Below are 24036 nucleotides of genomic sequence, written 5' to 3'. Positions count from 1 at the left end.
GAATAAAAAGTTAAAAAACAGATGGGGGCCTGAAAAAAACGCCGCCAATATAGAGCCTTTTGCCACGGGGCTCAATGGTTAATTTGTTTACTGTTTTATTACGCAGGCTATTTGCTGAGAAAATGTGGTTTTCCTGATGAAAAATCAATGTGTTGGAGCGTTGGCTGAGTACTGTAAATACTCGGCTTGAGATGTTACAAATCGTGCCATTGCAGCCGTGAAATGTTAGGGTTGTATCTTAACTCATCATTTTCCCATTCTCTGAATCCTACAAGCGACTCCATGGCGATTTCATATCTGGAGTATTTGAAGCTCAGCGGTGGCAGAACTTGTTGTGACGGGTTGTCGAAGATGAATGCGGCCGAGCTTTCGTCAAGAGTGAAATCATAAGCCTTACTTTCACTATGATTTATATTCAGCCACTTATGTGGTATGAATTCGGCGGATGTGACTGTTGGTGATTTTTTGTATAGGTGTAATACCTTCGGGCCATAGCTAAAGGGGTGTCCGCTAGCGTTAGCGATCCTGAAGTGATAACAGCTGCTAAGATCATGTAATAGCGAGGGTTTAACATGCCGTTTGAAAATCTCCACTGGGAGACCCACGCAGCCAGCGGAAAGCACCTCCAACGCATTCAGATCTGCCTGTAGAAGTGCCTGATAGCGGTTCTTTGTCAGTAGCGTTAGTTGTTCAATATCATCCATTAAGAAGAACAGGTGTGAAAAGGATAAAATGCGTTTTAATAGTAATTTATATTCTTTTTCTTCGAGCGGGGCCGTCACTCCCGTGTCAGAATGCATAGTATAGCGGGAATAGGATTGCTCGTTTAGCCATAGCAGGCCCTGTGCTGCACCGTAGCGTAGCACGGGGGTCGGATCAAAAATCAATGCTGATTTATCTTTCGCTGCCGCCTCATTAAGTATCTCAATGAGCCCTCTTGCATTGAAGAGAGTATTCATTCTTATCCAATCGTTAAGTGCCGCCAACTCGTCTTGCCTGCTTTTTACCAATATCTCTTTTAGCCATTCAGCATTCTTCCTGACCTCCGTCTGGGTCCAGCGCACGAACGATTCGTCAGGCTCAATTAGCTTTTGCTGCATGACCACAATCGGCGAGGGACCGCGATGTCCATTGCCGCTTAAGCAGGCCGCCGCACTCAGGTTTTCGCTTTTCGCACTTAGACTTAATACTAATACAGGATGCTGTTTCTTTGAGCAGTTGTAATATTCAGCGCAGGATTTAGGCACAACTGTATCTGTATCCGAAAATATCCACTCTTTCTGTCTTTTGTTGGGGCAGACAAGTGTTGCGCCAGTCATGCGTAACGCGTCGCGGAACTGGTTATGCGGAAGGTTATATCTGCCGTTTGCACTGACCGTCACGATGCGCGGATGTGTCCAAATCCAGAACTGGCTTACATCGCTTATGCCGTCACCTTTATCTGAAAGGTAGATTTTGCCGCCGTGATGAGGGGCTTTCATCACATCAGCCGACAGACCCATTGGGTGCTCAGAACTGATCCAAGACCAATTTTCCTGATCCCCGGTCAGCACGATACGACGACGATGGCTACGATCCAGAACGGCATCAATAACCAAAATCAACGATGTGTCATTTAAGACCGGATTACCAAAGAAGTTCGGATCGTTATACTTGCGCTGGAAGGCAACAATCTCGTCGAATATAACTTGCGGAAGGGTAAGGGGCACTCGGCTAGCGGGTAGTTCAGCTGGCGTTAACAGAGAACGGGTGGTAAAGAGAGCGGTCTGTTCAAAATCATTATCCTCCTCTTCATCAGGTTCAGAACGAATTAACCATTCGAGTGGGAGCGGGTCATGTGTCAACAGCATCTGTAATCTGTTTGCAGAAGCGCGGTATAACTCCCTCATCAATCTTCTGGCGGGAGAAATAACCGTGACGCTCAGTGCCGAATGTTTACCAGCGCGGAAAACATGATCTTCAAGCGGATAAACTACCGGAATTGAACGCTTCTGTGCCTCTTCCTGGAGTTTAAGGGCCTGAAGAATCCCTTGTTGCACACGCGCCGGGAAAAGAGTAGTTAAACGCTGGAAAGCGGGAAGACAAGGGAGCCACATTTCACCTATGGTGATATTAGTATTTTTCAGCAGTGTATGAAGGCCAGCTCTGTGGTCATAATCAACATGGCTGAGCACGACAATATCCAGAGAAGGTGCTCCGACATCACGTGGATGGCCTTTCAGATGTTTTACTAGTTCGGGTGAAAGGCTGGGCCCGCCATCGTAGAGCAAACGAAAAGCGATAGTCTGGCCCTGGTAAAATTCAACCAATTGGCAGTCCCCATGCCCTACACCGAATGTTAACACGTCAACACGGTCGGCCGAGACGTGCTCGGATACTATTGATGCTGACACCATTATATTTCTTCCCCACGCTGATTTTCGTTGAAGTTAACCATATCGTTCAAGTGAGATACAACTGCGTAGATTGGCGGGGGATAGCCTTAATGAAAATCTTGCTTTGAGATGGCGTTGCTTTAAATGAACGAAATTTATAAATCTAATAAGTCTGACAAGTCTTGTATGTGAAGAAAATTCTCTGTCATTCATGCATCAGAAGGGCCACTTTGGCCGTTTACAAGACTTCCCGCTGGCATTACTATCCAGAGCATGGATTAATGAAGAGCGTTAATCGCAAACTTTTGATTTTGTAGTAAATGACTCGGGGTGCCCTTCTTCGTTGAAGGCTGAGAAATACCCGTATTACCTGATCTGGATAATGCCAGCGTAGGGAAGTCAGATGCCTTCCCGGTCATCGCTTCTTCACGCAAGGCAGGAGCGAACCCATGCAGCCTGACCTGCTCGATTTACACGTTTTACATCACTTCCGCACCCGTTCTCCGCTGACCCATTGTATGACCAATGATGTCGTACAGACCTTTACGGCCAACGTTCTGCTGGCGCTTGGCGCATCACCCGCGATGGTGATTGAGGCCGAAGAGGCCGAGCAGTTTGCTGCGATCACCGATGCGCTGCTGGTCAACGTTGGCACGCTGACCTCGCCGCGGGCCCAGTCGATGCGCCGGGCGATTGAGAGCGCGGTGGCGGCAGGCAAACCCTGGACGCTGGACCCGGTTGCCGTGGGCGCCCTGACGTTCCGCACCCGGTTTTGCCATCAAATTCTTGCTCTGAAACCGGCGGCCATTCGCGGCAATGCCTCTGAAATCCTTGCTCTTGCCGGTATGAGCGCTGGCGGGCGCGGCGTTGATACGACCGATACCGCCGCCAGCGCGGTGCCCGCTGCACAGGCGCTGGCCCGCCAGACCAATGCCGTTGTGGTCGTCACGGGTGAGGTGGATTACATCACGGACGGGCAACGCACCCGAACGGTTACCGGCGGCGATCCGCTGATGACGCGCGTGGTTGGCACCGGGTGCGCGCTCTCTGCCGTTGTGGCGGCGAGCTGTTCGCTGCCGGGTGACCGGCTGGATAACATTGCAGCCGTCTGCGGATGGATGAAGCGAGCCGGAACGGTAGCCGTTACGCACTCCCTTGGCCCGGGCAGTTTTGCCAGCGCGTTCCTGGATGCGCTCTATACGCTGGAGGAGCAGGCATGAAGCGGATTAACGCCCTGACCATTGCCGGCACCGATCCCAGCGGCGGCGCGGGTATCCAGGCTGACCTGAAAACATTCTCGGCCCTTGGCGCGTACGGCTGCTCGGTCATTACCGCGCTGGTGGCGCAAAACACGCGCGGCGTGCAGTCGGTCTACCGTATCGAGCCAGATTTTGTTGCCGCGCAGCTGGATTCTGTGTTCAGCGACGTGCGCATCGATACCACCAAGATCGGCATGCTGGCCGAGACGGATATTGTGGAAGCGGTGGCCGAGCGGCTTAAACGCTATCAGGTGCAAAACGTGGTGCTGGATACCGTCATGCTGGCAAAAAGCGGCGACCCGCTGCTTTCGGCCTCCGCCGTGGAGACGCTGCGTACAAAACTGCTGCCGCAGGTGGCGCTTATCACGCCCAATCTGCCGGAAGCCGCCGCGCTGTTAGGCACATCGCATGCGCAAACGGAACGCGAGATGAAAGCGCAGGGAAACGCGCTGCTGGCGATGGGCTGCGGCGCGGTGCTGATGAAGGGCGGTCATCTTGACGACGCTGAAAGCCCGGACTGGCTCTTTACCCGCGATGGCGAAGTACGTTTTACCGCGCCGCGCGTGCAGACCAAAAACACCCACGGCACGGGCTGCACGCTCTCCGCCGCGCTGGCGGCGCTGCGTCCCCGGCATGAAGGCTGGGCCGATACGGTTAGCGAAGCGAAAGCCTGGCTCTCGGCGGCGCTGGCAAAAGCCGATACTCTGGAAGTCGGTCACGGTATTGGGCCGGTTCATCATTTTCATGCATGGTGGTAACCCAGTATACTGGCAGGAAACACCACGCCTGAGAAAACAGAGATGGAACAAGCGCATACCCGGTTAATCGCTCAACTGAATGAACGGATCGCCGCGCCGGACAACACGCCGTTGTACCTGAAATTTGCCGAAACGGTAAAAAACGCGGTGCGCAGCGGGGTACTGGAGCACGGGAATATTTTGCCCGGCGAGCGCGATCTGAGCCAGTTAACCGGCGTGTCGCGCATTACCGTGCGAAAGGCAATGCAGGCGCTGGAGGAAGAGGGCGTGGTGACGCGTTCCCGTGGATATGGCACGCAAATCAACAACATCTTTGAATATTCGCTGAAAGAGGCGCGCGGGTTCTCGCAGCAGGTGGTGCTGCGCGGCCAAAAGCCCAATACGCTGTGGGTCAACAAGCGGGTGGTGAAATGCCCGGAAGAGGTGGCTAACCACCTGTCGATCTCCCCGGACAGCGAGGTTTTTTTACTTAAGCGCATTCGCTATGTAGATGACGATGCGGTGTCGATTGAAGAGTCCTGGGTGCCGGTCGGGTTAATTCCCGATCCGGATGCAATTGGCATTTCGCTGTACGACTACTTCCGCAGTCAGAATATTTTCCCGCAGCGCACCCGCTCAAGGGTGAGCGCCCGCATGCCGGACAGCGAGTTTCAGGCGCACATTAAGATGGATGAAAAAATACCGGTGCTGGTGATCAAGCAGGTTGCGCTTGACCAGCAGCACCGTCCGATTGAGTACAGCATCAGCTACTGTCGCAGCGATCTATACGTCTTTGTGTGCGAGGAGTAATTCCTCACGCGTCGGGGCACAATCGCCGCCGCGGTGGCTGACCACCCAGGACGCCACGGCATTCCCCAGCAGAACGGCGTCTGCCAGCGACCATCCCGCTGCTAGCCCTGCCAGCGTGCCGCCCGCGTGGCTGTCGCCAGCACCAATGGTGTCCACAACCGTCGCCGTGAACGCCGGAACAACGCCCGAGGCGTCACCGTCATACCACATAGCACCGTCTTTATCATGGCGCACAATTAGCGCGGCGTCGAAGCGTTGCTGCCACACTTCACCCAGGTTGTCAGCCTCTACGCCCAGTCTTTCAGCCGCGAGCCCCGCTTCCTGACGATTGAGCGACACGATTGGCCTGCAGGTCATAATCCGCTCCATCAGCACGTCGGGGATATCCGCGATGCGGGGGCCGAAATCGATCAATGCCGTCACGTCCTGTAATCCCTCCAGCCAGCGTGTCAGTAGCTCGCCGCACGGCGATGCCAGCTGGTAGCCGGACAAATAAACCAGGCTGTTTTGCGGAACGTAAAGCGCATCCAGCCAGCGCTGCTGCCACTGGTTCTCCACGCCGCTAAAGGACATAAAGGTACGTTCGCCGTCAGGCTCAACCAGCGCCAGGCACCAGCCGTTGTCGCCCGTATCGGCCTCCACGGCGCTGTGCAGATCCTGCTTCGCCATGGCGTTGCGGATAATACCCGCCCAGACGCCGTGACCGACGGGCAGAGCGTTTTGCGCCGTAATGCCGAGCCGCTTCAGGGCGATGGCAATGTTCAGCGCGCAGCCGCCGATATTCACGCCCTGCTGCTTAAGTTCGATATCGCACCCGCGCCAGGGCAGGGCGTAGGCGTCGGCGATGACGTCTATCACCGCTGCGCCCAGCACCGTCACCGGGCGCGTGGCGTGCAGGGTGTCGAGACGTTGGGCAAATGCATTCATACGCCCTCCCTTTGCTCCCGATAGTGCAGCAGTTTTTCGCAATAGTGACCGAAATCGAGCCGGTTAACGGCGTCGAGCTCGGCCTTCAGCGCCGGGTCAATTGCCTGGACGCCTTGGAGCGCGCCGCAGATGGCCGTCGCCATTGCGCCAATGGTGTCCGTATCGCCGCCCAGGTTGGCGCATAAAATGGCGCAGCGGTTCGGATCGGTTTCCGCCAGTTCGACCATCGCAATGGCCGCCGGGACGGACTCAATGGTGCTGGTTCCTGCGCCGACAAGCTGATAAATCTGCTCGCTGGCGGAGTCGATGCCGTTGGCTTCCCGTACGGTCTTAAGCGCCAGCTCAATACGCGCCGCCAGCGACGCGCTGAAGGTGGTGGTTTTCATCTCCTGCGCATAGCGGGCGATACCCGGCAGAGCATCGACGATGTTCTGCCAGCTTTCGCCGTCGACGGCGCGGGAAACCGCCCACGCAATCACCACCGCGCCGGCAATGGCGATGTCCGATTTATGGGTCGGGCTGGAGGCCAGCGCCACCTGCTCAACAAAGTGTTCCAGACGCGTGGCCGGAAGCAGGCAGCCCAGCGGCGAGGCGCGCATCGCCGCCCCGTTGGTCACGCCGTTGTTTTCCAGCTCGCTGACCGGCTTTCCGTCACGAATTGCGTTAAGCGCGATTTTGGAGGTCGGGCCGAGCACGTTCTTATTAAACGCATCGAAATCGAGCGCCCAGTTCAGGATATGCTTGCCGATAACATCCGCGTTAATCTCCCCGTCGCACTCAACGATCGCGTCAGCCAGGCACAGCGCCATTGAGGTATCGTCAGTAAACTCTGCCTGTTTGAAATAGCAGGCCGCATTATTCTCTGCCGGGCCGGGTAAAAAGCGGTCGATCCAGCCGAAGTGCGCCTTGACGCGCTTTCTCGGCCACAGCTCCGACGGCATGCCCATCGCATCCCCTAACGCCTGCCCGTAAAGGGCCCCGAGAACACGGTCTTGTTTCATTTAACTTCCCCTTGTGTCAGCGCGGTATCGCCATCAACCACCGCAATTGCGGCGATCTCTTTGTCCGATTCGCGGAAAAACAGCATAAACAGCACGGCAATCACGGCAATCATGATTGCACCAAACGTCCACATTCCGGCCCAGTTGAAGGTCAGCCCATTCACCGGCTCTTTGTATGCGAACATTTTTTCCATCATCACGCCGCCCAGGCGGTAACCCAGCAGGCTACCAAAGCCCTGGCAGCACAGCGTAATCAGGCCCTGCGCGGCGGTCCGCATGTGCACCGGCGCTTTTTTGTCCACGTAGATATACGCGGTGACGTAGTAGAAGTCGTAGCTCACGCCGTGCAGCAGAATCCCGAGGAACAGCAGGGCGTAGGTGAAGTACTGTTCCGCACCGCCGTATACGAAGAACCCGTAGCGGATGGCGGCGGTAATCAGACCCAGCAGTAAGACCTTCTTAATACCAAAGCGTTTGGTAAAGAACGGCAGGGCGAGCATAAAGAAGATTTCAGAAAACTGGCCGAGCGTCATCCAGCCGGTGGCGTTTTTCATTCCCACTTCGGTGAGATAGCCGTTGGCGAAGATGTAGTAGAAGGCCAGCGGCATGGCGAACAGGAACGAGCAGAAGAAGAACACGAGGAAGTTTTTGTCGCGTAGCAGGATCAGCGCGTCCAGCCCGAGCATCACTTTGAAGTCCAGCTTGCCGGTACTTTTCGGCGGGGTGTTCGGCAGGAAGAGGGCAAAGACGCCGAGCAGGGCGGAGCTGGCGGCCGTCATCAGCAGCGGAATATTGGTATCGGAAATATCGCTATAGCCCAGCATCTGCGGCAGGAAGCCGCACGCCAGCCCGGAGGCGATCCAGCCGATAGTGCCCATCACGCGGATACGCGGGAAATCGGCCTCGACGTCATCCACGTTCGCGAAGGCAATACTGTTGGTCAGCGCGATGGTGGGCATATAGGTCAGGGAGTAAACCAGCAGCAGCGGGAAGAAGGTGCTGAACTGGGTTTGCTGTGCGGCGAAGTACATCAGAATCGCGCCGGCAAACATCAGCACCGCCAGTACTTTCTGCGCGGCGAAGAAGCGGTCCGTCAGCGATCCGACCAGAATTGGGGAGAGGATAGCGGCAATGGCGGTACAGGCGTAAGACCAGCCGATTTCCCCCGCGGTAAAACCGCTTTTGCTCAGCCACAGCCACAGCGGCACAAACCACGCGCCCCAGATAAACCATTCAACAAACATCATGAATGACAGTTGGACTTTCGTTTTCATTTTTTAATCCTGCATGTCAGAGAGGGTACGCCTTTAACATACCATTCAATAATACCTTTTAAATACCTTTATGGCGATTGTTTGATCAATGTAACAGTTTTGTTGTACACGAATCGAGCCAGCAGATTGTGCTGAAAAAAAATGCAATGGGTGGAAAATCTGTTAAGTCGGTACCAGGCTTAGTCTGCCCATAAATAATGGGACTGGATTAACGCACACCGACATGACGTCGAACTTACGGGAGTATCACATGACTGATATTGCGCAGTTGCTTGGCAAAGACGCCGACAGCCTTTTACAGCATCGTTGTATGACCATTCCAGCCGACCAGCTTTACCTGCCTGGTCATGATTACGTTGACCGCGTGATGGTCGATAACAACCGTCCCCCTGCCGTGCTGCGAAATATGCAGACGCTCTATAACACCGGGCGGCTCGGCGGCACCGGATATCTCTCGATTCTGCCGGTAGACCAGGGCGTTGAGCACTCGGCGGGCGCCTCCTTTGCGGCGAATCCGCTCTACTTCGATCCGAAGAACATTGTTGAACTGGCGATTGAAGCGGGCTGTAACTGTGTAGCCTCCACCTACGGCGTGCTGGCTTCGGTTTCGCGTCGCTATGCCCACCGCATTCCGTTCCTCGTGAAGCTGAACCACAACGAAACCCTGAGTTACCCTACCGAATATGACCAGACGCTCTACGCCAGCGTCGAGCAGGCGTTCAATATGGGGGCGGTTGCAGTTGGGGCGACGATTTACTTTGGCTCTGAACAGTCCCGTCGTCAGATTGAAGAGATCTCTGCGGCGTTTGAGCGCGCTCATGAGCTCGGCATGGTGACCGTGCTGTGGGCGTACCTGCGTAACTCGGCGTTCAAAAAAGACGGCGTGGATTACCACGTGTCGGCCGACCTGACCGGCCAGGCGAACCATTTGGCGGCGACCATTGGCGCAGACATCGTGAAGCAGAAAATGGCCGAGAATAACGGCGGCTATAAAGCGGTAAACTTTGGCTACACCGATGACCGCGTTTACAGCAAGCTGACCAGCGATAACCCGATCGACCTGGTGCGCTACCAGCTGGCGAACTGCTATATGGGCCGCGCGGGGCTGATCAACTCCGGCGGCGCGGCGGGCGGTGATACCGACCTGTCAGACGCGGTGCGTACGGCGGTTATTAACAAACGCGCGGGCGGCATGGGGCTGATCCTTGGCCGCAAGGCGTTTAAGAAATCGATGGCCGACGGCGTGAAGCTGATCAATGCGGTTCAGGACGTCTATCTGGACAGCAAAGTCACGATTGCCTGACCTGAGGGCGAAGTGTAGGCCGGGTAAGGCGTAGCCGCCACCCGGCAATACCATTAGCGCAAAAGCACACAGTCCGGCGGCAACCGACACTGCAGCGCGCCGGGCAACACCTCAATGCGGAACTGCGTCCCGCTCAGCGGCTCTCCGTCGAGGTTAAACGTCATCCCGTGCGGCGCATTTACCTCAAACCACGCCGATTTCCCGTCAATGATATTTGGACTCTCTTCCGGCTGCGTCAGCGTGGTAAACAGCGCGGGCAGCAGGCCGTCGCCCGTGAAAATCCTCAGCTGTAGCTGACCGTCATTGATCAGCGCCTCCGGGCACAGCTGCTGACCGCCGCCTGCCTGTCGACCATTGCCAATGCCAATGACCAGCGCGTCACCCTGCCACTGAAAATCCTCGCCGCGAATTTCGCAGCGGTCAGGCTTGAGGGTGTCCATGCGCATCAGACCGTGGATCAGATACGACACGCCGCCCAGCGCCGCCTTCAGTTTTTCCGGCGTTTCGCTGGTGATGCGCGTGCCAAACCCGCCGGTCGCCATATTGATAAAGCAGGTTTTATCATTCACCTGCGCAATATCTACAGCGGTGGCTTTACCGAGGATCGCCAGCTGGAGCGCTTTCTCTAACTCCTCCGGGATCCCGGCGCTGGTGGCAAAGTCATTGGCGGTGCCGAGCGGTAAAATGCCCATCACCGGGCGGTTTGTCGGGGGCAGGTCGATTAGCGCTGAGGCAATCTCATTGATAGTGCCATCGCCGCCGCCGGAAATGATGGTCTCAACGCCAAGCCCGAGGGCTTCATTGATATAGCGTGCCGCGTCGCCTTTTTCCCAGGTTACCCTTACGTGGATGCGCGCGCCGTCGTCACGCAAACCCTGAATTGCCTGACGCAACAGATCGTTGCCCGCACTTTTGCCATTGAGAATCAATAAACTGTCTGGATAGGTTGCCATCCGCGCTGCTCCCTTTTTTAGCGTTAGTAAGAGTGTATAGCAGAGAGGAAAAAAGCGGGTAAGAACAGGATGAAAGGAACAAAATATGCCCGAAAGCGCGTTACACTCCAGCGATGATATTAACGTAATCACAGGAAAGTGATGATGAATAAAATTTTGGTAAGCGCGTGCCTGATGGGCTTCAGGGTTCGTTATAACGCAAGTGAAAAAGCGAGAATGAACGCGCAACTCGCTCGCTGGCAACAGGAACAACGTCTGGTTATCCACTGCCCTGAACTGGCGGCCGGGCTGCCTGTACCTCGTCCTCCGGCAGAGATTATGTCTGCTGATGGCAAAGACGTAATGCGCGGGCAAGCCAGAATTATTGAAAATACCGGGCAGGATGTGACCGCACATTATCAGCTTGCAGCCTGGCTTGCGCTACGCGCTGCTCAGGAGTCGGGGTGTAGCGCTGCATTGTTAACCGATGGCAGCCCAACGTGCGGCAGCGAGTTTATTTATGACGGATCGTTTCGCGGCATACATAAAGCGGGGAGGGGGGTTGCGGCATCGTTGCTCGCTGAGCATGGGATCGCCGTGTTCTCAGAGAAGCAAATCGACGAACTCATTGCCTGGATTGAGGAAAGAGAAGGCAAAAAATAAGCCCGCGTAAGGGAGATTACGCAGGCTAAGGAGGTGGTTCCTGGTACAGCTAGCATTTATGGGTTATGTTTTTCAGCGGGGGGATAATACCCGTATTGAACGAAGCGGTATGTGATCCGATTCTAAGAATTATCCCAGCGCGAAAAAATTTCCCTGATTGACTATTTGCCGTGTGGGTTTCGGGTGCTTTCACCGTTGAAGTTACGCATCAGCAGCGCGAACTTTAGCTCCACCTCTTCCGGAACCGGCAGCCATACGGTATGCCCGTCGCCCGGCGCCACGTCAATCGCTTCGCCTTTGCCGTTTTCCAGATGCTCCAGCGTGAAGTTCATGTTGCCCTGCGGGGTCATCAGCTCCAGGCTGTCGCCTTTGGTGAACTTGTTTTTCACCGCGACGGCCGCCAGCGCGCCTTTACGCTCGCCGGTGAAGTCACCGACAAACTGCTGGCGCTCGGAAACGGAGTAGCCGTGCTCGTAGTTCTGGTAGTCGTCGTGGGTATGACGGCGCAGGAAGCCTTCGGTATAGCCGCGATGCGCCAGGCCTTCCAGAGTTTCCAGCAGGCTGGTATCGAACGGTTTACCGGCGGCCGCATCGTCGATGGCTTTACGATACACCTGCGCGGTACGCGCGCAGTAGTAATAGGATTTGGTGCGGCCTTCGATCTTCAGGGAGTGCACGCCCATCTGGGTCAGACGCTCTACGTGGGCGATGGCGCGCAGATCTTTTGAGTTCATGATGTAAGTGCCGTGCTCGTCTTCAAAGGCGGTCATATACTCGCCCGGACGTTTGGCTTCTTCAATCATAAACACGCTGTCGGTTGGCGCGCCGATGCCCAGCGTCGGCTCAACGTTGGTCACCGGAATAGGCTCGTGCTTGTGGACGATGTTGCCGACGTCATCCTCTTTGCCTTCCTGGACGTTATATTCCCAGCGGCAGGCGTTGGTGCAGGTGCCCTGGTTCGGGTCGCGCTTGTTGATGTAGCCAGAAAGCAGGCAGCGGCCGGAGTAGGCCATGCACAGCGCGCCGTGGACGAAGATTTCGATTTCCATATCCGGCACCTGGGTGCGGATCTCTTCGATCTCTTCCAGAGACAGTTCGCGAGACAGAATGACGCGGGTCAGTCCCATCTGCTTCCAGAACTTCACCGTTGCCCAGTTGACGGCGTTTGCCTGCACGGAGAGGTGAATATCCATCTCCGGGAAGTTCTCCCGAACCAGCATGATTAAACCCGGGTCCGACATGATCAGCGCGTCCGGCCCCATATCCACCACCGGCTTCAGGTCACGGATGAACGTTTTCAGCTTGGCGTTGTGCGGCGCGATGTTCACGACCACGTAGAATTTTTTGCCCAGGGCATGCGCTTCGTTGATGCCGAGCTGCAGGTTCTCGTGGTTGAATTCGTTGTTACGCACGCGCAGCGAGTAGCGCGGCTGGCCCGCATACACGGCGTCGGCGCCATAGGCGAAAGCGTAACGCATATTTTGCAGCGTTCCCGCCGGGGAAAGGAGTTCCGGTTTAAACATGTTTGTTCTCGTTCTGATGACAGGTCAGATCCGCGTGCACCCGGTGCAGCGGTAAGGGGAGATCCCCCACTTTAAGGGCGGGCATTGTAGCGCTGCGGGGCAGGGAGGTAAAGTTATTGTGCCGGGCGGCGGCTTCGCCTTACCCGGCCTGGATTGACCCTCTGCTGGCTAGGCAATCCTGCACGCATCCGCTTCCCAGCGATACCCCACGCCATACACCGCGCGAATAAACGACTGTTCGGCGTCCAGCGCTTCCAGCTTGCGGCGCAGGTTTTTGATATGGCTGTCGATGGTGCGGTCGGTCACTACGCGGTAATCGTCGTACAGGTGGTTCAGCAGCTGTTCGCGGGAGAAGACTTTGCCCGGCTCGTGGGAGAGGGTTTTGAGCAGGCGGAACTCCGCAGGGGTCAGGTCCAGCAGCTTGCCGCGCCAGCTTGCCTGGAAGCGGCTTTCATCCACAATCAGCGGGCTTTCAGCGTCCAGCACCTGAAGCTCGCGCTGCGGCCTGCAGCGGCGCAGAATGGTCTTCACGCGGGCTACCACCTCGCGCGGGCTGTAGGGCTTGCAGATGTAGTCGTCCGCGCCGATTTCGAGCCCCAGCAGGCGGTCAATCTCTTCAATTTTGGCGGTGACCATGACGATCGGCACGTCGGAGAAGCGGCGAATTTCCCGGCACAGGGTAAGTCCGTCAACGCCCGGCAGCATTAAATCCAGCAGGATCAGATCCGGCGGAGTCTGGCGCACGTACGGCAGCACCTGGTCGCCGTGGCTTATCAGGGACGGGGCATAGCTGGCCGCGCGTAAGTAGTCGATTAGCAGCTGTCCCAGCTTGGGTTCGTCTTCAACGATCAAAATGCGCGGCGTGTTTTCGTCAATCGGTAACTCGGTCATACTTCTCTCGATAAATCCCGTTCCAGAGGTAACTCTACTGTAATGCTAACCCCGCCAAAAGGCGAATGGGCTGCGCGGATCGTGCCATTATGCGCCTCGACGATGTTAACGCAAATCGCCAGCCCCAAGCCGGAGCCGCCGCTGGCGCGGTTGCGGGAGCCTTCGGTACGGTAGAAACGTTCAAACAGTTTTTCCAGCTGCGCGTCCTGCACGCCGGGGGCGGAATCCGCGAAGGTGAGGGCAAAGCGCCCGTTTTCCTGTCTGCCGGAGATGTGCAGCCCTCCGCCGCTGTCGGTGTAGCGTAGGCTATTTTCCAGCAGGTTATTGAACAGCTGCATCAGCCGGTCTTTGTCGCCAAACACCACCGCGCTGTCCGGCAGGGAGAGGTCGATTTTCAGGTTGCGGCTGGCAAACCGCTCGCGGAACGCGCCGCTGATCACTTCCAGAATATTAATCACGTCCACCGGCGCTTTCTGGTAGGCCAGCGCGCCTTCGTCGGACATGGAGAGCTGGTGGAGATCGTCCACCAGCTTGGTGAGCGTGCCGACCTCCGCCTGCAGGGAAGCCACCGATTCGGGCGTAAACTGGCGCACGCCGTCCTGAATGGCCTCGAGCTCGCCGCGCAGCACCGCCAGCGGGGTGCGCAGCTCGTGCGAGATATCGGCCATAAAGTCGCGGCGCATCTGCTGGTTTTTCTCCAGCGTGCTGGCGAGCTGGTTAAAGTCCTGCGCCAGCTTGCCCAGTTCGTCCTGGCTGCGGGTATCGACGCGAGTGGTGAAATCCCCGGCGGCGAGCTTGTGCGTACCCTCCACCAGCCGTTTTACCGGGGCGAGCAGACCGCGCGCCAGCGGGAAGGTGGCGAGCGCGGCGAGCAGCGTGGAGAGGGCGACAATCAGCCAGCTTGTGCGGCGCTGCTGGCGGTCAAAGTTGATGTCGGTGTTGCGCGTCAGGCGCTCCACCGGCGAGGCGATCACCCAGCCCACGGTGGCGTTATTCACTTTAATTGCCCGCCGGGTGCCGTCCGGCGGTATCGGCGCGCGCGGCCCAACCAGGGGGCGCATATCCTGGTCGATCACCCAGAACTGGGTGCGCCAGCCGTGTGGCGGCATGCCCGGCCCAGGGCGATCGTCACCGGTATCGTGCTCCAGAGAGCGCAGGATCTGGAAAATAAAGCGGTCGTTATTGCGCAGAAAACGCCAGTTGCCGTGTTGGGCGTACTGTTCACTCAGCGCATCGCTTAAGCCCTGTAAACGCTGTTCATTGCCATGCTTGATGTAATCAATAAAGCCGCGCTCGAAGCTTACCCGCACCGCCCAGTGCATGGTGATCAGCAGGACGATACAGGTGGCGAAGATCGCTACAAAGAGCTTGCCGGTAATACCCGGACGCCAGAATTTCATGAGCCACTCCTTTTGCCGCGCCTAATCACGACGTTCTTGCTGGTATCATCCGGCACTCTGGCGAAGATGAAAGCGGGCAGGGCGATGATGATCGCCATGCTGAGGTAGGTATACAAAAAGACCTGATGCGCCACCGGCGTGTCGACGCTGAGATGGTGCTGGCCGTACATGCCGAGCAGCAGGCCGGCAATGGTGACGCCCACGCTCATGGAGAGCTGCATCACCATCGACAGCAGGCTGTTGCCGCTGCTCGCCAGATCGTCAGGAAGGTCCTTCAGCGTCAGGGTATTCATCGACGAGAAGCGCATGGAGTTGATAATCCCCTGGCAGAACAGCACCAGCGGCAGGACGTAGTACCAGCCCATCAGCGCCACGGCCATAAACAGCAGGCTGACCAGCGCCAGCCCCAGCGTAGCGGCCACCAGCACGTGTCGATAGCCAAAGCGGTTGACCACCTGCACCACAACGCGCTTCATCCCCATGCTGCCGAGCACCATCGGGATCATCATCAGGCCCGCGTGGAACGGCGAAAAGCCCATGCCAATTTGCAGAAAAACGGGCGTCATAAACGGCAGTATCCCGCTGCCGATGCGTCCGGCGAAGCTGCCAGACAGGCCCAGACGGTAGGTGGGGTTTTTAAACAAGTTCAGGCTGAACAGCGCCTTATCGTTTCCTCTGGCGTGCCGGAGGTACCACAGAATAGCGGTGACGCCGAGAGCGACCAGAATACCCAGCGTCAGGGGGGAAATCCCGAGCCCTTTTTGCCCGTCCAGCGCCAGGGTAAGTGTAGCCATGCCCGACGCCAGCAGGATAAAACCGAAGAAATCAAAGCGCCGCGTCTGCATTTTGTAGTTCGGCATCAGCGCCAGGGTGGCGATGGCACCGATGATGCCCACCGGCAGGTTGATTAAGAAGATCCAGTGCCACGAGGCGTACTCCACCAGAATGCCGCCCAGCGCTGGACCCAGCAGTGGCCCCACCTGACCGGGCAGGGTCACAAAGGTCATCGCCGCCATGTACTGCTCGCGTGGCACAATTTTCATCACCGTTAGCCGCCCGACCGGCACCATCATCGCCCCGCCGATGCCCTGCAGCACGCGCGCCGTCACCAGCTGGTCGAGGGTATTGGCCTGGGCGCAAAACAGCGAGCCGGTGGTAAACAGCACGATGGCGGTAAAGAAGATGTTCCGCACGCCGACCTTATCGGCCAGCCAGCCGCTGGCGGGCAGCATCACGGCCACCGTCAGCACGTAGGAGACAATCACCATGTGCATATGCAGCGGGCTCTCCCCCAGGCTTTTCGCCATGGAGGGGAGGGCGGTGTTGACGATGGTCGTATCCAGCGACTGCATAAAGAAGCCGAAGGCGACTATCCATAGCTGCCAGCGAACGTTAGCGGGGAGATCGGTCATTTACTCGGTCACCGTGGTTCTGTTTTTACGCGAGAAGCGCAGCCGCAGGCGGTCGAAGAACAGATAGACCACCGGCGTGGTGTACAGCGTCAGCAGCTGGCTCATCACCAGGCCGCCGACAATGGTGATCCCCAGCGGCTGGCGCAGCTCTGAGCCGTCGCCGCCCGAGATCACCAGCGGCAGCGCGCCAAACAGCGCCGCCAGGGTGGTCATCATGATCGGACGGAAGCGCAGCAGGCAGGCCTGGAAGATGGCCTCTTCCGGCGACAGATTGCCGTTGCGCTGGGCGTCCAGCGCGAAGTCCACCATCATGATGGCGTTTTTCTTCACGATACCGATCAGCAGCATGATCCCGATGAGCGCGATAAGGCTGAACGGCGCGCCGAACAGCTCCAGCGCCAGCAGCGCCCCCACGCCCGCCGACGGCAGCGTCGAGAGAATGGTCAGCGGGTGAACGTAGCTCTCGTACAGCACGCCCAGCACAATATAAACCGTGGCGATGGCGGCCAGAATCAAAATCACCTGCGAATTCATCGTCTCCTGGAACACCTGCGCGGTGCCGGCAAAGCTTCCGCGCACGGTGGACGGCACGCCAAGCTGCGTCATCGCGCGGTTGATAGCATCGCTGGCCTCAGAAAGCGACGAACCGGCGGGCAGGTTAAAGGAGATGGTCGATGCCGCCGATAGCCCCTGATGGTTCACCGACAGCGGCGCGTTGGCAGGCTGCCAGCTAGCGAAGTAGGAGAGTGGAATCGCCTTGCCGTCGTTGTTAATCACAAACATTTTGTCCAGGGCGCTGATGTCCTGGGTGTAGCGCGGGTCAACTTCCATCACCACCTTGTACTGGTTCATCGGCTGGTAGATGGTGGAGATCTCGCGCTGGCCGAAGGCGTTGTTCAGCAGGCTGTTGGCGGCTTCAACGTTAATACCCAGCCGCGACATGGTTTCGCGGTCATAGGTCAGCGCCATCTCGGCGCCGTTGTCCTGCTGATCGGAGTTCACGTCCGCCAGCTCCGGCAGGGCAGCCAGCGCCTTGCGGATCTTCGGCTCCCACTCGCGCAGGGCGGCCAAATCGTCCGAGAGCAACGTGTACTGATAGCTGGCGTTCGCCTGTCGCCCACCGACGCGGATATCCTGAACGGCCATCAAAAACAGGTTTGCCCCCGGCTCTTTGGCGAGTTTCACCCGCAGGCGGTCAATCACCTGCTGGGCGGTTTCGTTGCGCTCGCCGCGCGGTTTCAGGGTAATAAACATCATCCCGCTGTTGACGCGTGACCCGCCGGTAAAGCCGGTGACGTTATCCACGGCTTTGTCTTCACGAATGATCTTCATAAAGTCCTGCAGCTTGCCGCGCATCGCCTGGAATGAAATGCTCTGGTCCGCCTGAATGCCGCCCATCAGCACGCCGGTATCCTGCTCCGGGAAGAAAGTTTTCGGGATGGTGATATACATCCAGACGTTGAGCACGATGGTGCCCATCAGCACCAGGCCGACAAGACGCGTATGGTTCAGCACCCACTTCAGCGATTTACCATAGCCTTCCTGCAGTGCCATCAGGAAACGGCCAAAGCCTTTGCGGCGCGGCTGCGAATGGGGTTTGCTGCGCTTGAGCATCCAGCCGCACATCATTGGCGTCAGCGTTAAGGAGATAACCAGCGAAATGCCGATGGCGACGGAGAGAGTGACGGCAAACTCGCGCAGCAACCGGCCCGGCAGCCCGCCCATCAGCAGCAGCGGCAGGAACACCGCGACCAGCGACAGGCTCATGGAGAGTACCGTAAAGCCCACCTCGCGCGTGCCCTGCAGCGCGGCCTGCAGCGGCTTCACGCCCGCTTCCAGATGGCGGGAAATGTTCTCCAGCACCACGATGGCGTCATCCACCACGAAGCCCGTCGCAATCGTCAGGGCCATCAGCGACAGGTTGTTGAGGCTAAACCCGCACAGGTACATGGCGGCAAAGGTACCGATCAGCGAGACCGGCACGGCCACCGCCGGAATAAGCGTCGCGCGGCCGGATCGCAGGAACAGGAAGACCACCAGGATCACCAGCGCGACGGAGATCACCAGCGTTTGCTCGACCTCTTCCAGCGAGGCGCGAATGGTCGGGGAGCGATCCTGAGCAATTTGCAGATCGATCGCCGCCGGTATGGTCTCCTGCAGGTCCGGAAGACGGGCGCGAATGCTGTTCACCGTCTCGATAATGTTGGCCTCCGGCAGCTTGCGGATCATCAGCAGAATCGCCGGCTTGGCGTTAGTCATCCCGGCGTTACGCACGTCCTGCACCGAATCGGTGACGCTGGCAACGTCGCTTAAGCGCACCGCCGCTCCGTTGTTATAGTGGATGATGAGCGGTTGATATTCCGCCGCGGTTTTCAGCTCGTCGTTGGTGTGGATCTGCCAGCGGTGGCTGCCGTCCTCAATCGCCCCCTGCGGTTTACGCACGTTGGCGTTGCTGATGGCGGAGCGCACGTCGTCCAGTGACACGCCCTGGTTAAACAGCGCCTGCGGGTTTAACCCCACGCGCACCGCGGGCAGGGAACTCCCCCCGACGCTCACGTCGCCGACGCCGTTAATTTGTGAGATTGTCTGCGCCAGCTGGGTAGACGCAAAGTCGTACAGCTGCCCCTGTGAGTACGTATCCGAGGTCAGCGTCAGGATCATGATCGGCGCGTCGGACGGGTTGGCTTTGCGGTAGGTTGGGCGGCTCGGCATCCCGCTCGGCAGCAGGCTCTGTGCGGCGTTGATGGCCGCCTGCACGTCGCGCGCCGCGCCGTTGATATCCCGGTCGAAGCTGAACTCCAGAATGATGCGCGTGCTGCCCAGCGAGCTGCTGGAGGTCATCTCGTTGACCCCCGCAATTCGCCCGAGCGAGCGTTCCAGCGGGGTGGCAACCGACGAGGCCATGGTTTCCGGTGAGGCGCCCGGCAGCGAGGCGCTGACCATGATCACCGGGAAATCCACCTGCGGCAGGGGGGCCACCGGCAGCAGCCGGAAGCCCAGAACGCCGCAGAGGGTAATGGCGAGCGAGATTAAAATCGTCGCCACCGGGCGATAAATGAAGAGGGCGAAAAACTTCACTTATGCCTCCTCTTCACGTTTCGGGAAGCGGCTTTTGGTCCACAGCGCCAGGCGGTCAAACAGCAGGTAGATCACCGGCGTGGTGAACAGCGTCAGCACCTGGCTCACCAGCAGACCGCCGACCATGCCGATACCCAGCGGACGACGGAGCTCCGCGCCGACGCCGGTGCTGAGCATCAGCGGCAGCGCGCCCAGCAGGGCGGCCAGCGTGGTCATCAGGATAGGGCGAAAACGCAGCAGGCAGGCCTGGAAAATCGCATCGCGCGGCGACATGCCCTGCTCGCGCTCGGCGGCCAGGGCGAAGTCGATCATCATGATGGCGTTTTTCTTCACGATCCCGATAAGCAGGATGATGCCGATGATGGCAATCACGTCCAGCTCGCTGCCCGCCAGCATCAGTGCCAGCAGTGCCCCCACGCCCGCCGTCGGCAGGGTAGAGAGGATGGTGATCGGGTGGATAAAGCTTTCGTACAGCACGCCGAGCACGATGTACATCGCCACAACCGCCGCCACGATCAGCCAGATGGTGTTGCCCAGCGCGGCCTGGAACGCCAGGGTGCTGCCCTGGAACTGAGTCTGAATGTCGGACGGGAAGCTGAGCTCTTTTTCAGCCGCCTGAATGGCCTCCACCGCTTCACCCAGAGAGTAATTGTCCGGCACGTTAAAGGAGATGGTGGTGGACGGGAACTGATCCAGATGGTTAATCGACAGCGGGGTATAGCGTTCTTCCACCGTGGCGATAGCGCTCAGCGGCACAATGCCGCCGTCTTTGCTGGTCAGGCGCACCGAGTCCAGCCCCGCCAGGCCGGGCGTGTTCTCCGTGTTGTGCTCCAGCACCACGCGGTACTGGTTCGCCTGGGTGTAGATGGTGGAGATCAGGCGCTGACCGAAGGCGTTGTACAGGGCGTTGTCCACGTCCGCCATGGTGATACCCAGACGGCTGGCGGTATCGCGGTTGACGTTAACGTACGCCGCCAGCCCTTTGTCCTGCCAGTCGCTGCTGACGTCGGACAGCTGGGGCAGGGTGTTAAGCTTGTTCACCAGCTGCGGCACCCAGGTGCTGAGGGCATCCAGCGTGGTGGCCTGCAGCGTGAACTGGTACTGCGTGCGGCTGACCTGGGTATCGATGGTCAAATCCTGTATTGGCTGCAGGTAAAGCTCAACGCCCGGCACGCGCGCGACGGCGTTTTGCAGACGCTCAATGACGGCGTTGACGCGATCGTCGCGTTCATCCAGCGGCTTGAGGTTGATCTGCAGACGCGCGCTGTTGAGCGACGGGTTGGTGCCGTCGACGCCCACGTAGGAGGTCAGGCTCTCGACCGCCGGATCCTTCATGATGATGTCAGACACCTGCTGCTGGCGCTGGGCCATATTGGCGAAGGAGACCGACTGCGGGGCCTGAAGCGTGCCCTGGATAATGCCGTTGTCCTGGATCGGGAAGAAGCCTTTCGGAATGAAAATCCACAGCATCGCGCTGAGCGCCAGCGTGCCGAGCGCCACGCCGAGCGTTGCCCACGGATGGTTCAGGACTTTCGCCAGCACGCGACCATAGGCGGCAATAATGCGCTCGAACATGCGCTCGGAGGCGCGCGAAAAGCGGTTTTGCTTGCGCAGGGACTCGTGGCTCAGCATGCGGGCGCACATCATCGGCGTCAGAGTCAGCGACACCACGGCGGAGATCAAAATGGCGACCGCCAGCGTCACGGCAAACTCGCGGAACAGACGCCCGACGATATCGCCCATAAACAGCAGCGGGATCAGCACTGCAATCAGCGAGAAGGTCAGCGAGATAATGGTAAAGCCGATTTCCCCTGCGCCCTTCAGCGCGGCGGCCAGCGGTTTTTCGCCTTTCTCGATATAGCGCGAGATGTTCTCGATGACGACGATGGCGTCATCCACCACGAACCCGGTGGCGATGGTGAGCGCCATCAGCGTCAGGTTATTGATCGAAAAATCGAGGAACACCATCACCGCAAAGGTGCCGACCAGCGAGAGCGGTACGGCGACGGCAGGAATAATGGTCGCCGGCACGTTACGCAGGAACAGATAGATGATCATAACCACCAGCGCAATCGCCAGCATCAGCTCAAACTGGGTGTCGGTGACCGACGCGCGAATATTCGTGGTGCGGTCGGAAAGCACCTTCACGCTGACCGATTTCGGCAGGCTTTCGATCAGCTGCGGCAGCATGGTGCGGATGCTGTCGGCGGTTTCGATGATGTTCGCGCCCGGCTGGCGCTGCACGTTCATCACGATCGCCTGCTGCCTGTTGGCCCAGGCTCCCAGCCAGCTGTTTTCCGCACCTTGTTCTACGGTCGCCACGTCGCCCAGACGCACCGGCGCGCCGTTCTGGTAGGCGATAATCAGCTGACGATATTCGTCGGCGGACTGCATCTGGTCGTTCGCCGAGAGCGTCACGGCGCGGGTTGGGCCGTCCAGCGAGCCCTTCGCCGAGTTGACGTTGGCGTTGCTAATGGCGGTGCGGATGGTTTCACTGGTGAGCCCCAGCGCGGCGATGGCCTGCGCGTTCAGCTTGACGCGCACCGCCGGGCGCTGACCGCCCGCCAGGGTGACGAGGCCGACGCCGGAAACCTGAGAAATTTTTTGCGCCACGCGCGTTTCGACCATGTCCTCTACCTGGGTCATCGGCATCGCGGAGGAGGTGACGGCCAGCGTCATGATCGGCGGATCCGCCGGGTTCACCTTGCTGTAGACCGGCGGGTTAGGCAGATCCGACGGCAGCAGGTTGGTGGCGGCGTTAATGGCCGCCTGCACCTCCTGCTCGGCGACGTCCAGCGACAGCGTCAGCTGGAACTGCAGCGTCACGACGGATGCCCCGCCGGAGCTCTGGGAGGACATCTGTTTTAGCCCCGACATCTGGCCGAACTGGCGCTCCAGCGGTGCGGTGATGGCGGACGTCACGACATCAGGGCTGGCGCCGGGATAGAGCGTCACCACCTGAATGGTTGGGTAATCCACTTCCGGCAGCGCCGATACGGGCAGGAAGCGATAGCCGATAATCCCGGCGAGCAGGATCGCCACCATAAGCAGCGTGGTGGCGACAGGACGGAGGATAAACAGGCGTGACGGCCCACCTGTAGAGCCTGGCGGCAGCACCTGCATCAGGATTTCTCTCCCTGTTTCGCAGGTTCAACCACTTCCACTTTGGCTCCTTCGGTCAGACGGTCAATACCGTCGGTGACCACGCGGTCGCCTGCCGAAAGGCCTGCGCTGATGACCACCGTCTGGCTGTCCTGAATCCCGGTTTTTACCAGGTGCTTGCTGACCTTATTGTCGCTGTTCAGCACCCAGACGAAGTTACCTTCATTACCCATCTGCAGCGCGGCGGTGGGGATCACCACCGCGTTTTCTTCGGTCGCAACCAGCATGCGCGCATTGACGAACTGGTTCGGGAAGAGGGCATCGTCCTGGTTATTAAAGCGCGCCTTCAGCTTGATGGTGCCGGTGGTGGTGTCGATCTGGTTATCCAGACTGAGCAGGGAGCCTTCGCTCAATTTCTGCTTGTTGGTGCGGTCCCAGGCTTCCACTACCAGGCCTTTACCGGTTTTTTGCGCCTGCATGACGGTCGCGATATCGCTTTCCGGCAGGGTAAAGACTAAATCAATCGGGTGGGTCTGGGTGATCACCACGATGCCCGTGGTGTCGCCGCTGGAGATTTGGTTGCCGATATCGACCTGCTTCAGGCCGACGCGCCCGTCAATTGGCGCAGTGATGCGGCTCCAGTCCAGCTGCAGCTGGGCGCTGGCCACGGCGGCCTCGTCGGCTTTGATGGTGCCCTGCGTTTCGCTGACCAGCGACTGCTGGGTGTCCAGCTCCTGACGAGACACAAGGTTGGTTTTCACCAGCTGCTGGTAGCGGGCCAGATCGCGACGGGCGTTGGCGAGAGTGGCTTTGTCTTTCGCGAGCTGTCCCTGCGCCTGGGCGAGGGCGACCTTAAACTGGCTCGGATCGATTTCCGCCAGTAAATCACCGGCTTTGACCTGCTGCCCTTCCTGGAAGTGGATCGCGACGAGCTGGCCGTCGACGCGGCTGCGCACCGTGGCGGTATTGGCGGCGGTAATTGTCCCGAGACCTGTGAGATAGCGAGGAACGGCTTTATTCACCGCCGTCGCCGCCTGTACCGGCGCCAGGGCTCCGCCGCGCATGCCGTGACGCCCTCCGCCTGCCGGGCGCTGTGCCTGATTGCTGGCACCGGCGGGAGCTGCGGAGTTCGCGGATTGACTGTGCCAGTACCAGGCGGCGGCAAGGGCCACCACAATGATGCCAGCGGCGATTGCCCAGCGGGATTTGTTACTGCCTTTCATCGTTATACGTTCTCATCCTGAAGACTTCGGGGAATGATACTAGTTTAGTCAGCTAACACAGCGGAAAAATGGAGGAAATATGGAAGACTGTCAGGAATGGTCTGAATGGAGGTAAACGCAAAACGG

The 24036-nt window shown here is 58.5% G+C and carries 17 protein-coding genes and 1 riboswitch; of the genes, 5 read left to right on the top strand and 12 right to left on the bottom strand.

Features of this window, described 5'->3' with window-relative positions:
• Window positions 1–194: 194 nt before the first annotated feature.
• Window positions 195–2309 carry an MBL fold metallo-hydrolase gene (locus tag ELK40_RS15130; RefSeq protein WP_127731652.1) on the bottom strand — a complete coding sequence of 705 codons (2115 nt, stop codon included), beginning with the start codon at window positions 2307–2309 and terminating at the stop codon, window positions 195–197.
• Between the two features lie 382 nt (window positions 2310–2691).
• Window positions 2692–2789: riboswitch (TPP riboswitch) on the top strand.
• Between the two features lie 35 nt (window positions 2790–2824).
• Between ELK40_RS15130 and thiM the strand changes: the two genes are divergently transcribed.
• The 3 genes from thiM to ELK40_RS15115 are packed head-to-tail and all read left to right on the top strand — an operon-like array spanning window position 2825 to window position 5181.
• Window positions 2825–3595 (top strand): hydroxyethylthiazole kinase, encoded by a 771-nt coding sequence (gene thiM, locus ELK40_RS15125; protein WP_127731650.1) that lies wholly within the window; start codon window positions 2825–2827, stop codon window positions 3593–3595.
• Window positions 3592–4392, top strand: a complete 801-nt coding sequence (gene thiD, locus ELK40_RS15120) for a bifunctional hydroxymethylpyrimidine kinase/phosphomethylpyrimidine kinase (RefSeq protein WP_115875817.1) — start codon at window positions 3592–3594, stop codon at window positions 4390–4392. The genes thiM and thiD overlap by 4 nt, the downstream gene beginning before the upstream one ends.
• 42 nt (window positions 4393–4434) lie before the next feature.
• Window positions 4435–5181, top strand: a complete 747-nt coding sequence (locus tag ELK40_RS15115; protein ID WP_032646519.1) for a GntR family transcriptional regulator — start codon at window positions 4435–4437, stop codon at window positions 5179–5181.
• Here the strand turns inward: ELK40_RS15115 and ELK40_RS15110 are convergent.
• From ELK40_RS15110 to ELK40_RS15100, 3 genes are read right to left on the bottom strand one after another with little or no spacing between them, the layout of a single operon-like run.
• Entirely contained in the window at window positions 5155–6108 is a 954-nt protein-coding gene (locus ELK40_RS15110) for a PfkB family carbohydrate kinase (protein ID WP_127731648.1), read from the bottom strand. The two genes, ELK40_RS15115 and ELK40_RS15110, sit on opposite strands and share 27 nt — an antisense overlap.
• Window positions 6105–7109: an ADP-ribosylglycohydrolase family protein gene (locus ELK40_RS15105; protein ID WP_127731646.1), complete on the bottom strand. Its 1005-nt coding sequence runs from the start codon at window positions 7107–7109 to the stop codon at window positions 6105–6107. Before ELK40_RS15105 ends, ELK40_RS15110 begins: the two co-directional genes overlap by 4 nt.
• Window positions 7106–8383: a nucleoside permease gene (locus tag ELK40_RS15100; protein WP_127731644.1), complete on the bottom strand. Its 1278-nt coding sequence runs from the start codon at window positions 8381–8383 to the stop codon at window positions 7106–7108. The genes ELK40_RS15105 and ELK40_RS15100 overlap by 4 nt, the downstream gene beginning before the upstream one ends.
• Window positions 8384–8633: 250 nt before the next feature.
• Between ELK40_RS15100 and fbaB the strand changes: the two genes are divergently transcribed.
• Window positions 8634–9686, top strand: coding sequence for a class I fructose-bisphosphate aldolase (gene fbaB, locus ELK40_RS15095; protein ID WP_008500869.1), 1053 nt, complete (start codon window positions 8634–8636; stop codon window positions 9684–9686).
• A gap of 53 nt (window positions 9687–9739) precedes the next feature.
• Here the strand turns inward: fbaB and yegS are convergent, their stop codons facing one another.
• Complete coding sequence (gene yegS / locus ELK40_RS15090; protein ID WP_115875814.1) at window positions 9740–10639, bottom strand: lipid kinase YegS; 900 nt, start codon at window positions 10637–10639, stop codon at window positions 9740–9742.
• A gap of 141 nt (window positions 10640–10780) precedes the next feature.
• Between yegS and ELK40_RS15085 the strand changes: the two genes are divergently transcribed.
• Complete coding sequence (locus tag ELK40_RS15085; protein WP_115875813.1) at window positions 10781–11281, top strand: DUF523 domain-containing protein; 501 nt, start codon at window positions 10781–10783, stop codon at window positions 11279–11281.
• Window positions 11282–11442: 161 nt separating this feature from the next.
• Here ELK40_RS15085 and yegQ read toward each other — a convergent pair whose 3' ends face one another.
• The 7 genes from yegQ to ELK40_RS15050 form a co-directional block, all read right to left on the bottom strand.
• On the bottom strand, window positions 11443–12804 hold the full coding sequence (gene yegQ, locus ELK40_RS15080) for a tRNA 5-hydroxyuridine modification protein YegQ (protein ID WP_023312421.1): 1362 nt from the start codon (window positions 12802–12804) through the stop codon (window positions 11443–11445).
• Between the two features lie 168 nt (window positions 12805–12972).
• Complete coding sequence (baeR, locus tag ELK40_RS15075) at window positions 12973–13695, bottom strand: two-component system response regulator BaeR (RefSeq protein WP_127731642.1); 723 nt, start codon at window positions 13693–13695, stop codon at window positions 12973–12975.
• Window positions 13692–15095, bottom strand: a complete 1404-nt coding sequence (gene baeS, locus ELK40_RS15070; protein WP_111965795.1) for a two-component system sensor histidine kinase BaeS — start codon at window positions 15093–15095, stop codon at window positions 13692–13694. The genes baeR and baeS overlap by 4 nt, the downstream gene beginning before the upstream one ends.
• A complete protein-coding gene (locus tag ELK40_RS15065) occupies window positions 15092–16507 on the bottom strand; it encodes an MFS transporter (protein WP_127731640.1) in 1416 nt (471 codons plus the stop codon). Before ELK40_RS15065 ends, baeS begins: the two co-directional genes overlap by 4 nt.
• Entirely contained in the window at window positions 16508–19585 is a 3078-nt protein-coding gene (gene mdtC / locus ELK40_RS15060; protein WP_115875809.1) for a multidrug efflux RND transporter permease subunit MdtC, read from the bottom strand.
• The gene (locus tag ELK40_RS15055; RefSeq protein ID WP_127731638.1) at window positions 19586–22708 is read right to left on the bottom strand and encodes an MdtB/MuxB family multidrug efflux RND transporter permease subunit; all 3123 of its coding nucleotides are present in this window, start codon (window positions 22706–22708) and stop codon (window positions 19586–19588) included.
• Window positions 22708–23910, bottom strand: coding sequence for an MdtA/MuxA family multidrug efflux RND transporter periplasmic adaptor subunit (locus ELK40_RS15050; RefSeq protein ID WP_127731636.1), 1203 nt, complete (start codon window positions 23908–23910; stop codon window positions 22708–22710). Before ELK40_RS15050 ends, ELK40_RS15055 begins: the two co-directional genes overlap by 1 nt.
• Window positions 23911–24036: the final 126 nt, after the last annotated feature.

It is taken from the genome of Enterobacter sp. N18-03635 (assembly GCF_004006055.1).
Taxonomy (GTDB): Bacteria; Pseudomonadota; Gammaproteobacteria; order Enterobacterales; family Enterobacteriaceae; genus Enterobacter; species Enterobacter vonholyi.
Note: the sequence above shows the minus strand (reverse complement) of the source record. Positions and strands in the feature narration are given on the sequence as shown.

Bases quoted from the DNA above. Each gene is read 5' to 3' on its own strand.
- thiM (WP_127731650.1), top strand. From the start codon at position 2,825: ATGCAGCCTGACCTGCTCGATTTACACGTTTTACATCACTTCCGCACC.
- thiD (WP_115875817.1), top strand. From the start codon at position 3,592: ATGAAGCGGATTAACGCCCTGACCATTGCCGGCACCGATCCCAGCGGC.
- yegS (WP_115875814.1), bottom strand. From the start codon at position 10,639: ATGGCAACCTATCCAGACAGTTTATTGATTCTCAATGGCAAAAGTGCG.
- ELK40_RS15105 (WP_127731646.1), bottom strand. From the start codon at position 7,109: ATGAAACAAGACCGTGTTCTCGGGGCCCTTTACGGGCAGGCGTTAGGG.
- ELK40_RS15110 (WP_127731648.1), bottom strand. From the start codon at position 6,108: ATGAATGCATTTGCCCAACGTCTCGACACCCTGCACGCCACGCGCCCG.
- baeS (WP_111965795.1), bottom strand. From the start codon at position 15,095: ATGAAATTCTGGCGTCCGGGTATTACCGGCAAGCTCTTTGTAGCGATC.
- ELK40_RS15115 (WP_032646519.1), top strand. From the start codon at position 4,435: ATGGAACAAGCGCATACCCGGTTAATCGCTCAACTGAATGAACGGATC.
- fbaB (WP_008500869.1), top strand. From the start codon at position 8,634: ATGACTGATATTGCGCAGTTGCTTGGCAAAGACGCCGACAGCCTTTTA.
- ELK40_RS15065 (WP_127731640.1), bottom strand. From the start codon at position 16,507: ATGACCGATCTCCCCGCTAACGTTCGCTGGCAGCTATGGATAGTCGCC.
- ELK40_RS15085 (WP_115875813.1), top strand. From the start codon at position 10,781: ATGATGAATAAAATTTTGGTAAGCGCGTGCCTGATGGGCTTCAGGGTT.
- baeR (WP_127731642.1), bottom strand. From the start codon at position 13,695: ATGACCGAGTTACCGATTGACGAAAACACGCCGCGCATTTTGATCGTT.
- yegQ (WP_023312421.1), bottom strand. From the start codon at position 12,804: ATGTTTAAACCGGAACTCCTTTCCCCGGCGGGAACGCTGCAAAATATG.
- ELK40_RS15100 (WP_127731644.1), bottom strand. From the start codon at position 8,383: ATGAAAACGAAAGTCCAACTGTCATTCATGATGTTTGTTGAATGGTTT.
- ELK40_RS15055 (WP_127731638.1), bottom strand. From the start codon at position 22,708: ATGCAGGTGCTGCCGCCAGGCTCTACAGGTGGGCCGTCACGCCTGTTT.
- ELK40_RS15050 (WP_127731636.1), bottom strand. From the start codon at position 23,910: ATGAAAGGCAGTAACAAATCCCGCTGGGCAATCGCCGCTGGCATCATT.